General features: G+C 63.0%; 12 protein-coding genes. All 12 read left to right on the top strand.

Annotation, left to right across the window (positions count from 1 at the left end; all coding sequences use genetic code 11):
• Nucleotides 1-69: 69 nt before the first annotated feature.
• The 12 genes from X757_RS138610 to X757_RS138665 all read left to right on the top strand — a co-directional run bounded on the left by X757_RS138610 (nt 70) and on the right by X757_RS138665 (nt 13,341).
• Nucleotides 70-690, top strand: coding sequence for an NADH-quinone oxidoreductase subunit J (locus tag X757_RS138610; RefSeq protein ID WP_023727692.1), 621 nt, complete (start codon nt 70-72; stop codon nt 688-690).
• A gap of 1 nt (nt 691) precedes the next feature.
• Entirely contained in the window at nt 692-1,000 is a 309-nt protein-coding gene (nuoK, locus tag X757_RS138615; protein ID WP_023670810.1) for an NADH-quinone oxidoreductase subunit NuoK, read from the top strand.
• A gap of 10 nt (nt 1,001-1,010) precedes the next feature.
• The gene (nuoL, locus tag X757_RS138620; RefSeq protein ID WP_023700374.1) at nt 1,011-2,984 is read left to right on the top strand and encodes an NADH-quinone oxidoreductase subunit L; all 1,974 of its coding nucleotides are present in this window, start codon (nt 1,011-1,013) and stop codon (nt 2,982-2,984) included.
• Nucleotides 2,984-4,489, top strand: coding sequence for an NADH-quinone oxidoreductase subunit M (locus X757_RS138625; protein ID WP_023670808.1), 1,506 nt, complete (start codon nt 2,984-2,986; stop codon nt 4,487-4,489). The genes nuoL and X757_RS138625 overlap by 1 nt, the downstream gene beginning before the upstream one ends.
• 18 nt (nt 4,490-4,507) lie before the next feature.
• Nucleotides 4,508-5,944 carry an NADH-quinone oxidoreductase subunit NuoN gene (gene nuoN / locus X757_RS138630; RefSeq protein WP_023727691.1) on the top strand — a complete coding sequence of 479 codons (1,437 nt, stop codon included), beginning with the start codon at nt 4,508-4,510 and terminating at the stop codon, nt 5,942-5,944.
• Between the two features lie 4 nt (nt 5,945-5,948).
• On the top strand, nt 5,949-6,770 hold the full coding sequence (locus X757_RS138635; protein WP_023670806.1) for a biotin--[acetyl-CoA-carboxylase] ligase: 822 nt from the start codon (nt 5,949-5,951) through the stop codon (nt 6,768-6,770).
• A gap of 32 nt (nt 6,771-6,802) precedes the next feature.
• Nucleotides 6,803-8,476, top strand: coding sequence for a ribonuclease J (locus X757_RS138640; RefSeq protein WP_023727690.1), 1,674 nt, complete (start codon nt 6,803-6,805; stop codon nt 8,474-8,476).
• 97 nt (nt 8,477-8,573) lie between these two features.
• Nucleotides 8,574-8,978, top strand: a complete 405-nt coding sequence (gene mce / locus X757_RS138645; protein ID WP_023727689.1) for a methylmalonyl-CoA epimerase — start codon at nt 8,574-8,576, stop codon at nt 8,976-8,978.
• Nucleotides 8,975-9,259, top strand: a complete 285-nt coding sequence (locus tag X757_RS138650) for a DUF1467 family protein (RefSeq protein ID WP_023698332.1) — start codon at nt 8,975-8,977, stop codon at nt 9,257-9,259. The genes mce and X757_RS138650 overlap by 4 nt, the downstream gene beginning before the upstream one ends.
• Nucleotides 9,260-9,989: 730 nt before the next feature.
• Nucleotides 9,990-11,318: a proline--tRNA ligase gene (gene proS, locus X757_RS138655; protein ID WP_023670802.1), complete on the top strand. Its 1,329-nt coding sequence runs from the start codon at nt 9,990-9,992 to the stop codon at nt 11,316-11,318.
• A gap of 104 nt (nt 11,319-11,422) precedes the next feature.
• Nucleotides 11,423-12,661, top strand: a complete 1,239-nt coding sequence (locus X757_RS138660; RefSeq protein ID WP_031194713.1) for a lipoprotein-releasing ABC transporter permease subunit — start codon at nt 11,423-11,425, stop codon at nt 12,659-12,661.
• The gene (locus X757_RS138665; RefSeq protein ID WP_023685211.1) at nt 12,658-13,341 is read left to right on the top strand and encodes an ABC transporter ATP-binding protein; all 684 of its coding nucleotides are present in this window, start codon (nt 12,658-12,660) and stop codon (nt 13,339-13,341) included. Before X757_RS138660 ends, X757_RS138665 begins: the two co-directional genes overlap by 4 nt.
• The last annotated feature ends 6 nt before the right edge of the window (nt 13,342-13,347 follow it).

Raw genomic sequence — 13,347 nt, 5'->3', positions numbered from 1 at the left:
GACCGGAGGCGGTCGCAGAAATCAAACAGGACGGATGTCCTGTTTGGACAGGAACCCGGGGGATCCCCAATGCTGAGTGGACTAGAGGCGGCCTTTTTCTACCTCTTCGCCTTTGTCGCGGTGGCGTCGGCCTTCATGGTCATTTCGTCGCGCAACCCCGTGCATTCCGTGCTGTTCCTGATCCTGACCTTCTTCAACGCCGCCGGCCTGTTCATGCTGACCGGCGCCGAGTTCCTGGCGATGATCCTGCTTGTCGTCTATGTCGGCGCGGTCATGGTGCTGTTCCTGTTCGTCGTCATGATGCTCGATGTCGACTTCGCCGAGATGAAGGAAGGCGCCCTGCAATATGCGCCGATCGGCGCGCTGGTCGGGCTGATCCTGGCGGCCGAGCTGATCGTGGTGCTCGGCGGCTACACCTTCTCGCCGCAACTGGCCTCGACGGTCTCCAAACCCATCCCGGATCTTGCCGCGCGGACAAACACCGCAGCACTCGGCGACATCCTTTATACGGACTACCTCTACTACTTCCAGATTTCGGGCCTCATCCTGCTGGTCGCCATGATCGGCGCCATCGTCCTGACGCTGCGCCACAAGGAAGGGGTCAAGCGGCAGTCGATCGCAGCCCAGGTCGGCCGCACGCCGGCGACAGGCATGGAAATCCGCAAGGTCAAGTCGGGCGAGGGGCTCTGAGATGGTCGTCGGCATCGCACATTACCTGACCGTATCGGCGATCCTGTTCACGCTCGGCGTGTTCGGCATCTTCCTGAACCGCAGGAACATCATCGTCATCCTGATGTCGATCGAGCTGATCCTTTTGGCGGTCAACATCAATTTCGTCGCCTTCTCGGCGGCATTGGGCGATCTCGTCGGCCAAGTGTTTGCCCTGTTCGTCCTGACGGTCGCGGCCGCCGAAGCGGCCATCGGTCTTGCCATTCTCGTCGTCTTCTTCCGCAACCGCGGCTCGATCGCGGTCGAAGACGTGAACCAGATGAAGGGTTGACGGGGCTAACATGTATCAAGCGATCGTCTTCCTTCCGCTGCTCGGCTTCCTGATTGTCGGCCTGTTCGGCAATGCGCTCGGCGCCAAGGCATCGGAATACATCACCTCGGGCTTCCTGGTGATCTCGGCCGTGCTGTCCTGGGTCGCCTTCTTCTCCGTCGGCTTCGGCGAAGGCGAGGTGTTCACCGTGCCGGTACTGCGCTGGATCCAATCCGGCGGCTTGGACGCGTCCTGGGCGCTCAGGATCGATACGCTGACGGTGGTCATGCTGGTGGTGGTCAACACGGTGTCGGCGCTGGTCCACATCTATTCGATCGGCTACATGCACCACGATCCGAACCGGCCGCGCTTCTTCGCCTATCTGTCATTGTTCACCTTCGCCATGCTGATGCTGGTGACGGCGGACAACCTCGTGCAGATGTTCTTCGGCTGGGAAGGGGTGGGTCTCGCCTCCTATTTGCTGATCGGCTTCTGGTACAAGAAGCCGTCGGCCAATGCTGCTGCCATCAAGGCCTTCGTCGTCAACCGCGTCGGCGATTTTGGCTTCGCGCTCGGCATTTTCGGCGTCTTCGTTTTGTTCGGCTCGGTCAATCTCGGCACCATCTTCGCCAATGCCGCGACGTTCATTCCGGCTGAAGGCGCCCCACAAGGCGCGGCCGTGCTGACCTTCCTCGGCTACGCGCTGGACAAGCAGGCAGCCATGACCATCGTCTGCCTGCTGCTGTTCATGGGCGCTATGGGCAAGTCGGCGCAGGTGCCGCTGCACACCTGGCTGCCGGACGCGATGGAGGGCCCGACCCCGGTCTCGGCACTGATCCATGCCGCCACCATGGTCACGGCCGGCGTGTTCATGCTGGCGCGGCTGTCGCCGCTGTTCGAACTGTCGCATTCGGCGCTGACCGTGGTGACCTTCATCGGCGCCTTCACCGCCTTCTTCGCGGCGACCGTCGGCCTGGTCCAGAACGACATCAAGCGCGTCATCGCCTATTCGACCTGCTCGCAGCTCGGCTACATGTTCGTGGCGCTCGGCGTCGGCGCCTATGGCGCGGCGATTTTCCATCTGTTCACGCACGCCTTCTTCAAGGCGCTGCTGTTCCTGGGCTCGGGCTCGGTCATCCATGCCGTCTCCGACGAGCAGGACATGCGCAAGATGGGCGGCCTGCGGAAGCTCATTCCGAAGACCTACTGGATGATGGTGATCGGCACGCTGGCGCTGACCGGCGTCGGCATTCCGGTGACCGTCATCGGCACCGCCGGCTTCTTCTCCAAGGATGCCATCATCGAGGCTGCCTTTGCCGGCCACAATTCGGTCGCCGGCCTCGCTTTTGTCCTGCTGGTCATCGCCGCCTGCTTCACCTCCTTCTACTCCTGGCGGCTGATCTTCATGACCTTCCACGGCGAGCCGCGGGCGAGCCACGACGTCATGCACCATGTCCATGAATCGCCGCCGGTGATGCTGGTGCCGCTGTTCATCCTGGCCGCGGGCGCGCTGTTTGCCGGCGTTATCTTTCATGGCGCCTTCATCGGCGAAGGCTATGCCGAATTCTGGAAGGCGTCGCTGTTCACGCTGCCGGACAACCACATCCTGCACGACATCCATGAATTGCCGCTGTGGGTCGAGCTGGCACCGTTCGTCGCCATGGTCATCGGCTTTGCAGTCGCCTGGAAGTTCTACATCCGCTCGCCGGAACTGCCCCGGAGTGTCGCCGCCAACCATCGGCTGCTGTATGCCTTCCTGCTCAACAAATGGTACTTTGACGAGCTCTACGACGTCCTGTTCGTGCGGCCGGCAAAGGCGCTGGGCCGGTTCCTGTGGAAGACCGGCGACGGCACCATCATCGACGGGCTCGGTCCTGACGGCATTTCGGCGCGCGTCGTCGACGTCACCGACCGCGTCGTCAAGCTGCAGACCGGCTATCTCTATCACTATGCCTTCGCCATGCTGATCGGCGTGGCAGCACTCGTCACCTGGATGATGCTCTGATGACCGCCTGGCCAATCCTCTCGCTGGTCACCTTCCTGCCGCTGGTAGGTGTGCTGCTGATCCTGTTCATCAGGGATGACAGCCCGAATGCACGTCGCAACATCCGCGCCATCGCGTTCACGACGACGGCAGCCACCTTCATCATCTCGCTGTTCATCTGGACCGGCTTCGACAATTCGCAGGCCGGCTTCCAGTTCGTCGAGAAGTTTGCCTGGCTGGATTCCGGCATCTCCTACCATATGGGCGTCGACGGCATTTCGATGCTGTTCGTCATCCTAACGACGTTCCTGATGCCGCTCTGCATCCTGGCGTCGTGGGAAGCGATCGACAAGCGGGTCAAGGCCTACATGATTGCCTTCCTGCTATTGGAAACGCTGATGATCGGCGTGTTCTGCGCGCTCGACATCGTGCTGTTCTACGTCTTCTTCGAGGCCGGCCTGATCCCGATGTTCATCATCATCGGCGTCTGGGGCGGCAAGCGCCGCGTCTATGCCTCGTTCAAGTTCTTCCTCTACACGTTGGCCGGCTCGGTGCTGATGCTGCTCGCCATCATGGCGATGTTCTTCCAGGCGGGCACCACCGACATCCCGACGCTGCTGACGCACAACTTCCCGGCCCACATGCAGACATGGCTATTTCTAGCCTTCTTCGCCTCCTTCGCGGTGAAGATGCCGATGTGGCCGGTGCACACCTGGCTGCCCGACGCCCACGTCGAAGCGCCGACGGCGGGCTCGGTGATCCTGGCGGGCATACTGTTGAAAATGGGCGGGTACGGCTTCCTGCGCTTCTCCCTGCCGATGTTCCCGCTGGCGTCGGAAATGTTCGCACCGCTGGTGTTCACGCTGTCGGTCGTCGCCATCATCTACACCTCGCTGGTGGCGCTGATGCAGGAGGACATGAAGAAGCTGATCGCCTATTCCTCCGTCGCCCATATGGGCTTCGTCACCATGGGCATCTTCGCCATGAACCAGGAAGGCGTGCAGGGCGCGATCTTCCAGATGCTGAGCCACGGCCTCGTCTCGGGCGCGCTGTTCCTGTGCGTCGGCGTCATTTACGACCGCATGCACACACGCGAGATCGACGCCTATGGCGGCTTGGTCAACAACATGCCGAAATACGCCACGGTGTTCCTGATCTTCACCATGGCCAATGTCGGCTTGCCCGGCACATCAGGCTTCGTCGGCGAGTTCCTGACCATGCTCGGCGTGTTCCGGGTCAACACCTGGGTGGCGTTCTTCGCCGCCACCGGCGTCATCCTGTCGGCGGCCTACGCGCTCTGGCTCTACCGCCGGGTGATCTTCGGCGCGCTGACCAAGGAAAGCCTGAAGGGCCTGCTCGATCTGTCGACGCGCGAGAAGGCGATCATCTACCCGCTGGTCGTGCTGGTCATCTTCTTCGGCGTCTATCCCGCTCCCGTCTTCGATGCCACGGCCCAGTCGGTCAAGGCGCTCGTCACCAATGTCACCGCATCCATCGGCGCCGCGCAGACCGCGGCGGCGAACTGACCAGAGGTTTTGCGAACCATGACGCCGGACCTTTATTCCAGCCTTTCGCTCTCGACGCCGGAGCTGATCCTCGCCATCGGCGCGCTGGCGCTGTTGATGGTGGGCGCCTATTCGCGCGCCAACACTGCCATTCTGGTGACTGTCCTTGCCGTCGCCGTGCTGGTGATCGCAGGCCTATGGCTGATCTTTCCCACGGGACAGGGCGCAGCCTACGGCAACGCCTTCATCCAGGATCCGTTCTCCCGCTTCATGAAGGTGCTGTCGCTGATCGGTTCGGCGGTGACGCTGGTGATGTCGATGCGCTTCGCCAGGCAGGAGCATTTCGACAAGTTCGAATACCCGGTGCTGATCCTGCTCTGCACGCTCGGTATGATGCTGATGATCTCGGCCAACGGCATGATCGGGGTCTATCTCGGCCTCGAGCTGCAGTCGCTGGCGATCTACGTGCTGGCGGCGATCAATCGCGACAATCTGCGTTCGACCGAGGCCGGTTTGAAGTATTTTGTGCTGGGCGCGCTGTCGTCGGGCATGCTGCTTTACGGCATCAGCCTCATTTACGGCTACACCGGCAATGTCGGCTTCCAGGAAATCGCCTCGGCGCTTGGCAGCGGTGAGCGCCAGCTCGGCCTCGTCGTCGGCCTGGTCTTCGTTTTGGCCGGCCTTGCCTTCAAGATTTCGGCGGTGCCGTTCCATATGTGGACGCCCGATGTCTACGAGGGCGCACCGACGCCGGTCACCGCTTTCCTGGCGGCCGCCCCCAAAATGGCGGCGATGGCGCTGATCGTGCGCGTCACCATGGGCGCCTTCAAGCCGATCGCTTCCGACTGGCAGCAGATCATCGTCTTCATCTCGATCGCCTCGATGGCGCTCGGCTCCTTTGCCGCCATCGGCCAGACCAACATCAAGCGGCTGATGGCGTACTCCTCGATCGGCCATATGGGCTACGCGCTGGTCGGCCTTGCCGCCAACAGCCAGGCCGGCGTGCGCGGCGTCGCCATCTACATGCTGATCTATCTCGTCATGACGCTCGGCACCTTCGCCTTCATCCTCGCCATGCGGCGCAAGGAAGGCAATGTCGAGCAGATCAGCGATCTCGCCGGTCTGTCGTCGACCAACCCGATCATGGCGACGATCCTGACCATCCTGATGTTCTCGCTGGCCGGCATCCCGCCGCTCGCCGGCTTCTGGGGGAAATGGTACGTGTTCCTCGCCGCCATCAACGCCAACCTCTATGCGCTGGCGATCATCGGCGTGCTGGCCTCCGTCGTGGGCGCTTTCTACTATCTGCGTATCATCAAGATCATGTGGTTCGACGAACCGGCCGGTGGCTTCGTTCCGATGGCGGTTGAGCTGCGCCTCGTGCTTGGTGTCTCCGGCGCTTTCGTGCTGTTCTATGTGCTGATCGGCGGTCCGATCGCGACCTACGCCGAAGCCGCCGCCAAGACATTTTTCTGACCGGATGGCATTTCGGCTGGCTCCAACCTCTGAGACGGAAGGGTTCCGGCTCGAGGCCCATGACAGCGTGGGTTCCACCAACACGCTTGCGCTGGACCATGCAAGGGCAGGCGACCCCGGCAAATTGTGGGTCGTTTCCAAGAAGCAGGAAAGCGGCCGTGGCCGCCGCGGCAGGGCCTGGGTATCTCCCGAGGGCAATCTGGCGGCGACATTGCTGGTCATCACCGGCGGTGAGTTGCGTCTGGCGGCGACGCTGGGCTTCGTCGCCGGCCTGTCGCTGGCCGATGCGCTTGACGCCGTGGTGCCGAAGGGCAGGATCGCCATCGGCCTCGACGGCGCCAGCCAAGGGCAGAACCGCTTCGAGCTGAAATGGCCGAACGATGTGCTTGCCTCCGGCGCCAAACTGGCCGGCATCCTGCTGGAATCGGCCATTCTCGATGGCGGCCGTTTCGCGGTGGCGGTGGGCATCGGCGTCAATGTGGTGGCGCATCCGCCGGATTTGCCGTATCCGGCGACATCGCTTCAGGCGCTGGGCGCGACATGCGACGCCGAAACGCTGTTCTTGGCGCTGTCCGATGCCTGGACCGACAATGCCCGGCTGTGGGATGACGGACGCGGGCTCGACGCCATCCGGCGTCGCTGGCTGGCGCGCGCGGCGGGGCTTGGCGGCGAGGTTGCTGTCAGGATTGACGGGAATGTGGTGCGCGGTACCTTCGAGACCATTGACGCGGACTGCCGTTTCGTGATCCGCGATGATGAGGGGTCGGTCGTGACGGTAGCCGCCGGCGACGTGCATTTCGGCGCCGTCGCGTCGGCAAAGATTTAGAGCTGGTCGCAAGGGCCGGGAAGGGAAAATTGATGGCGAAAGCGCAAAACGCCGAACTCGTCTTCGTGCCGCTCGGCGGCGTCGGCGAGATCGGCATGAACTTCGCCCTTTACGGCTATGGGCCGCCTAGCGCGCGCGAGTGGATCGTCGTCGATGTCGGCGTGACCTTTCCCGACGCGGCGCATCCGGGCGTCGACCTGATCCTGCCCGATACGCGCTTCATCGAGGAGAACCTCGCCGGCCTGCGCGGCATCATCATCACCCACGCGCATGAAGACCATTACGGGGCGCTGCTCGACATCTGGCCAAAGCTGAAGGCGCCGGTGTGGATGACACCGTTCAGCGCCGGACTGCTGGACGCCAAGCGCCAGGGCGAGCAGGGCGCGCCGAAGAAAATTCCGGTGACGATCTACCGGGCAGGCGAAACATTCACCGTCGGCCCGTTCTCGATCGAGGCCATTCCGGTGGCGCACTCGATCCCCGAGCCGATGTCGCTGGCGATCACCTCGCCGGCCGGCACCGTCATCCATACCGGCGACTGGAAGATCGATCCGGAACCGACGATCGGTCCGAAAACCGACGAGGCGCGGTTTCGCGCCTATGGCGACAAGGGCGTTCTGGCGCTGGTCTGCGATTCCACCAATGCGCTGCGCGAAGGCGAATCGCCGTCGGAAGTGGCGGTGGGCGAAGGCCTCAGGGGCGTCATCCAGAGCGCTGTCGGCCGTGTCGCCGTCACCACCTTCTCTTCCAATGTCGGGCGCATCGTCTCGATCGCCAAGGCGGCGCGCGATGCCGGCCGCCAGTGCCTGGTGCTGGGCCGCTCGCTGAAGCGGGTCATCGATGTCGCCGGCGAGCTCGGCTACATGGACGGGCTGCCGGAGTTCATCGCCGAAGAGGATTTCGGCTTCATCCCGCGCGAGAACCTCGTCATCATCTGCACCGGCAGCCAGGGCGAGGCGCTGGCAGCGCTGGCAAAACTGTCGCGCGACGAGATGAAGTCGGTGTCGCTGACGGCCGGCGACACGGTGGTGTTTTCCTCACGCACCATTCCCGGCAACGAGAAGGCGATCCTCGAGATCAAGAACCGCCTCATCGACCTCGGCATCAAGATCATCGAGGATGGCGACGCGCTGGTGCATGTCTCCGGCCATCCCCGCCGCAGCGAATTGCGCAGGATGTATGAATGGGTGCGGCCGCAGATCGGCGTTCCCGTGCACGGCGAAGCCGCGCATCTGGTGGCGCAGGGGTCGCTGATGTCGACGTCGGGCATCGGCCAGGTGCCGCAAGTGCGCGACGGCGACATGCTGCGGCTGGCGCCGGGTCCGGCCACGATCATCGACCAGGTGCCGTTCGGCCGCATCTACAAGGACGGCAGGCTGATCGGCACCGACCAGGCGATGGGCATACGCGACCGGCGCAAGCTATCCTTTGCCGGCCATGTCGCGGTCAATGTCGTGCTCGACGACAAATATGAGCTCGCCGGCGATCCCGACCTGGTCGCCATCGGCGTCGCCGAGGCCGATGCCCGTGGCGAAAACATGGAAGATCTGATGCTCGACGCGGCCGTCGGCGCGGTCGACTCGATCCCTCGCCAGCGCCGCAAGGACCTCGACCTGGTGCAGGAAGCGGTGCGCCGCGCCGTGCGCGGCGCCGCCAACGAGGCCTGGGGCAAGAAGCCGCTGGTGACGGTGTTTGTGACGAGGTGAGGGAATAGGCAGTAGGCGGTAGGCAGTGGAAAAAAATGCAGATGTATCACTACTGCCTACTGCCCATTCCCTACTCTCTTAACTTGTGGAGCACTTCATGCTCGGACGCCTGAACCATGTAGCGCTTGCCGTGCCGGACCTGGCCGCGGCGATTGCGGCCTATCGCGATACGCTTGGCGCGAAGGTCACCGCGCCGCAAGCGCTGCCCGAGCATGGCGTTACCGTGGTGTTCGTCGATGTCGGCAACACCAAGATCGAACTCCTGGAGCCGCTGGGCGAACGGTCGCCGATCGCGGCCTTTCTGGCGAAGAACCCCTCGGGTGGCATGCATCATGTCTGCTACGAGGTCGACGACATCCTTGCCGCGCGCGATCACCTCAAAGCGAGCGGCGCCCGCGTGCTGGGCGACGGCAATCCCAAAACCGGCGCCCACGGCAAGCCGGTGCTGTTCCTGCATCCCAAGGATTTCTTCGGCACGCTGGTCGAACTGGAGCAGGCATGAGCTGGATTTCGTTTGCCGCCCTGTTCTTCATCACCTGGTGGCTGATGCTGTTCATCGTGCTGCCGTTCAGCGTCAAGACGCAGGATGACGACCAGGACGTGACGCTGGGCACGGTTGCGAGCGCGCCGCGCGGACCGCATATGCTGCGCGCCGTGATCCGCACCACCATCGTCACGGCTGTCGTCATGGGGGTTTTCTACAGCCTGACGCACGGGCTGGGCTACAGCCTCGACGAAGTCCCGCACATCATCCCCGAAGCCAGCCGGGCACCGGCTAACTAACCACTTTCCCGCCGACAGATCGGGTGGGGTGTTCGTGCCTGTTTTCGAAGCGCCAAACTCAGGTTTTGTCTCACCAGCCTGCGATGCGCAATAGGCGGCCAGGCATGGCCCACCCGTATTAGAATCACGACTGGGCATCAGGCTGACGCAAGCTCACGTGATTTGGGAACAGGTTGATCTAACCAGATGATCGGGCAAAAAAAATGCAAGGCACAAGGCCTTGCAATTTAAACGCGTTCCGATCTGTTTTCCGGTTTCCGGCGGCAGCGGGTAACCGCGCCTAGATCGCATCCTCCCAAGACTTTGACCGCGTAGGAGAGCAGATTTTTCTCCACCCTCTCGGTTATCGGGGCACACTAGCCTAACCCTGATGAAATTGTCACGCAGAATTTTGCCCGCAATCGGGCAATCTGTGCTGCAGTGCACAATAGTGCGGCAGGCTTTGCTTGCGAAACGAACAACACCGGGGCTGCCGCCTTAATCTGGTCAGGTGTGCCGCGTCGCCCGGACGCGCAAAGCGTGTGTGAGCACTTCGGAGTCAGGTCATCATTTTGTATCAAAAGCATTATCGTTTTCGGTGCGAAGGTCTTTGGAAGAAGAATCGATTTTTGCGATTTCCGGCCGATGCGGCCGGTCGGGTTTCCATTCCGTCACGAAATAGCTATGAAGCCGGGGCAAGCAAGCCAGCCGCGCCGATTCCGGCGCAGCCTCCTCTCTCACGGACCTGTCCATGCGTTTGTCGCAGTTTTTCCTGCCCATCCTGAAAGAAAATCCGCGCGAGGCCGAGATCGTCTCGCACCGGCTGATGCTGCGTGCCGGCATGATCCGCCAGCAGGGGCAGGGCAGCTTTTCCTGGCTGCCGCTGGGCAAGCTGGTGCTGGACAAGGTCTGCCGCATCATCCGCGAGGAGCAGAACCGCGCCGGCGCTTTGGAAATCCTGATGCCGACCATCCAGTCGGCCGATCTGTGGCGCGAAAGCGGCCGCTATGACGATTACGGCAAGGAGATGCTGCGCATCAAGGACCGGCAGGACCGCGACATGCTTTACGGTCCGACCAATGAGGAAGTGGTCACCGAGATCGTGCGCGCCTACGTCAAGTCCTACAAGGACTTGCCGCTAAACCTCTACCACATCCAGTGGAAGTTCCGCGACGAGGTGCGGCCGCGCTTCGGCGTCATGCGCTCGCGCGAATTCCTGATGAAGGATGCCTATTCCTTCGACCTCGATTTCGAGGGCGCGAAGGCCGCCTATAACCGCATGTTCGTATCCTATCTCAGGACGTTCACGCGCATGGGGCTGCAGGCCATTCCGATGCGGGCCGACACCGGGCCGATCGGCGGCGATCTCAGCCATGAATTCATCATCCTGGCCGACACCGGCGAGAGCCAGGTCTATTGCGACCGCGAATATCTGTCGCTCCAGGTGCCCGGCGAGAAAACCGACTTCGGCAATGACGGCGAGATCGCCGACATCGTCAAAACGTGGACGACGCCTTACGCCGCCACCGACGAGATGCATGACGAGGCGGCCTGGGACAAGCTTGGCGAAGCCGACCGGGTCTCGGCACGCGGCATCGAGGTCGGCCACATCTTTCATTTCGGCGACAAATATTCCAAGCCCATGGGCGCCAAGGTGACCGGGCCCGACGGCAAGGATCATTTCGTTTCCGGCGGCTCCTACGGTATCGGTCCGTCGCGGCTGGTGGCAGCGATCATCGAGGCCAGCCATGACGATAACGGCATCATCTGGCCGGAAGCGGTGACGCCGTTCGACATCGGCCTGATCAACATGAAGGCCGGCGACGCCGAGTGCGACCGCGTCTGCGGCGAGCTCTACGCCGCCTTCACCAGCGCCGGCAAGGATGTGCTTTACGATGACACCGACCAGCGGCCGGGCGGCAAGTTCGCCACCGCAGACCTGATCGGCCTGCCCTGGCAGGTGATCGTCGGGCCGCGCGGCGTGGCCGCCGGCGAGATCGAGATCAAGAACCGCCGGACCGGCGAGCGCGAGACGCTGCCGGTCGCGGAGGCCAGGAAACGCTTCGGTGCAACCGCATGAGCGAAGCCGCGGCAGCGAAGTCTTCGGTAGCCCAGTCTCCGGTTGGCAAGTCTCCGGTCGCCAAGTCTCCGGTCACCAAGTCTCCGGTCGCCGGCCCGTTCTCCATGTTCGAACGCATGGTCGCCTGGCGTTATTTGCGGTCGCGCCGCAAGGAGACGGTGATCTCGGTCATCGCCTCGATCTCCTTCCTCGGCATCATGCTGGGCGTCGCCACGCTGATCGTCGTCATGGCTGTCATGAACGGGTTTCGAGCCGAACTTCTGACCCGCATCCTCGGCGTCAACGGCCATCTGATCGTGCAGCCGCTGGATTCGCCGCTTGAGGACTATGCGCAGGTCGCCGCCCGCATCAACGGCGTGGCCGGCGTCAAATACGCGATACCGCTGATCGACGGCCAGGTGCTGGCGCAAGGCAATGTCGGCGGCGGCATGGGCGCGCTGGTGCGCGGTATCAGGGCCGAAGACCTCGGCAAGATCGCCATCGTCGCCCAGAACGTCAAGCAAGGCACGCTTGACGGCTTCGACTCCGGCGAGGGCGTCGCTATCGGCAAGCGCATGGCGGAGAATCTCGGCCTTGTGCTCGGCGACACCATCACGCTGATCTCGCCGGACGGCGATGTGACGCCGATGGGCACGACGCCGCGGCTGAAGGGCTACAAGGTGGCGGCGATCTTCGAGGTCGGCATGTCGGAATATGACAGCTCCATCGTCTACATGCCGTTTTCCGAAGCGCAGCTCTATTTCAACATGGACGGCAGGGCGCAGACGATCGAGATCTATGTCGACAATCCCGATAATGTCGACGCGCTGAAACCGCTGGTGGATGCGGCGGCGCAACGGCCGATCGACATGGTCGACTGGCGCCAGCGCAACGAGACGTTCTTTTCAGCACTGCAGGTCGAGCGCAACGTCATGTTCATGATCCTGACGCTGATCGTGCTGGTGGCGGCGCTCAACATCATCTCCGGCCTGATCATGCTGGTGAAGGACAAGGGCCACGATATCGCCATCCTGCGCACAATGGGCGCCTCGCGCGGCGCCATCCTGCGCATCTTCCTGATGACGGGTGCTGCGATCGGCGTCACCGGCACGCTGGCCGGCGTGCTGCTCGGGGTGCTCATCTGCACCAACATCGAATCCATCCGCCAGTTCTTCTCCTGGATGACCGGCAAGGTGCTGTTCAACCCGGAGCTCTATTTCCTCAGCCAGCTGCCGGCAAAGATGGACCCGCGCGAGACCACCTATGTCATCCTGATGGCGCTCGGCCTGTCCTTCCTGGCAACGGTGTTTCCGGCATGGCGCGCCGCACGGCTCGATCCGGTCGAGGCCTTGAGATACGAATGAAGTCCGAGATCATTATCGAGCTGAAGAGCGTCGAGCGGCACTATGTCCAGGGGCCGCGCAAGCTCACCATTTTGAACGGCGCCGACTTTTCGCTGAAGCGCGGCGAGATGGTGGCGCTGGTGGCGCCGTCGGGCACCGGCAAGTCGACGCTGCTCCATACGGCGGGCCTGCTCGAGCGCCCCGACGCCGGTGACGTCATTCTGGCCGGCCGCGCCTGCGGACGGCTCTCCGACGACGAACGCACGGCAATCCGCCGCAACGATGTCGGCTTCGTCTATCAGTTCCATCATCTGCTGCCGGAGTTTTCGGCACTGGAAAACATCATGATGCCGCAGCTGATCAAAGGGCTTTCGCGCAAGGAGGCGTCGGAGCGCGCAGCACAGCTGCTCGACTATATGCAGATTGGCAAGCGCGCGTCGCACCGGCCGTCGGAGCTGTCCGGCGGCGAACAGCAGCGCGTCGCCATTGCTCGCGCGGTCGCAAATGCGCCCTTGCTGCTTTTGGCCGACGAGCCGACCGGCAATCTCGACCCGGTCACCGCGTCCTATGTCTTCGAGGCGCTTGGCGCGCTGGTCAAGCAGTCCGGCCTTGCCGCGCTGATCGCCACCCACAATCACGAGCTCGCCTCGCGCATGGACCGCCGGGTGACGCTGGCGGACGGCAAGGTCGTTCCGTTGTAGGCCCCA

Source organism: Mesorhizobium sp. LSHC412B00, from assembly GCF_000503035.1.
Classification (GTDB): domain Bacteria; phylum Pseudomonadota; class Alphaproteobacteria; order Rhizobiales; family Rhizobiaceae; genus Mesorhizobium.
This window is presented reverse-complemented; position numbering and strand designations above follow the sequence as displayed.

Bases quoted from the DNA above. Each gene is read 5' to 3' on its own strand.
- X757_RS138610 (WP_023727692.1), top strand. From the start codon at position 70: ATGCTGAGTGGACTAGAGGCGGCCTTTTTCTACCTCTTCGCCTTTGTC.
- nuoK (WP_023670810.1), top strand. From the start codon at position 692: ATGGTCGTCGGCATCGCACATTACCTGACCGTATCGGCGATCCTGTTC.
- nuoL (WP_023700374.1), top strand. From the start codon at position 1,011: ATGTATCAAGCGATCGTCTTCCTTCCGCTGCTCGGCTTCCTGATTGTC.
- X757_RS138625 (WP_023670808.1), top strand. From the start codon at position 2,984: ATGACCGCCTGGCCAATCCTCTCGCTGGTCACCTTCCTGCCGCTGGTA.
- nuoN (WP_023727691.1), top strand. From the start codon at position 4,508: ATGACGCCGGACCTTTATTCCAGCCTTTCGCTCTCGACGCCGGAGCTG.
- X757_RS138635 (WP_023670806.1), top strand. From the start codon at position 5,949: ATGGCATTTCGGCTGGCTCCAACCTCTGAGACGGAAGGGTTCCGGCTC.
- X757_RS138640 (WP_023727690.1), top strand. From the start codon at position 6,803: ATGGCGAAAGCGCAAAACGCCGAACTCGTCTTCGTGCCGCTCGGCGGC.
- mce (WP_023727689.1), top strand. From the start codon at position 8,574: ATGCTCGGACGCCTGAACCATGTAGCGCTTGCCGTGCCGGACCTGGCC.
- X757_RS138650 (WP_023698332.1), top strand. From the start codon at position 8,975: ATGAGCTGGATTTCGTTTGCCGCCCTGTTCTTCATCACCTGGTGGCTG.
- proS (WP_023670802.1), top strand. From the start codon at position 9,990: ATGCGTTTGTCGCAGTTTTTCCTGCCCATCCTGAAAGAAAATCCGCGC.
- X757_RS138660 (WP_031194713.1), top strand. From the start codon at position 11,423: ATGTTCGAACGCATGGTCGCCTGGCGTTATTTGCGGTCGCGCCGCAAG.
- X757_RS138665 (WP_023685211.1), top strand. From the start codon at position 12,658: ATGAAGTCCGAGATCATTATCGAGCTGAAGAGCGTCGAGCGGCACTAT.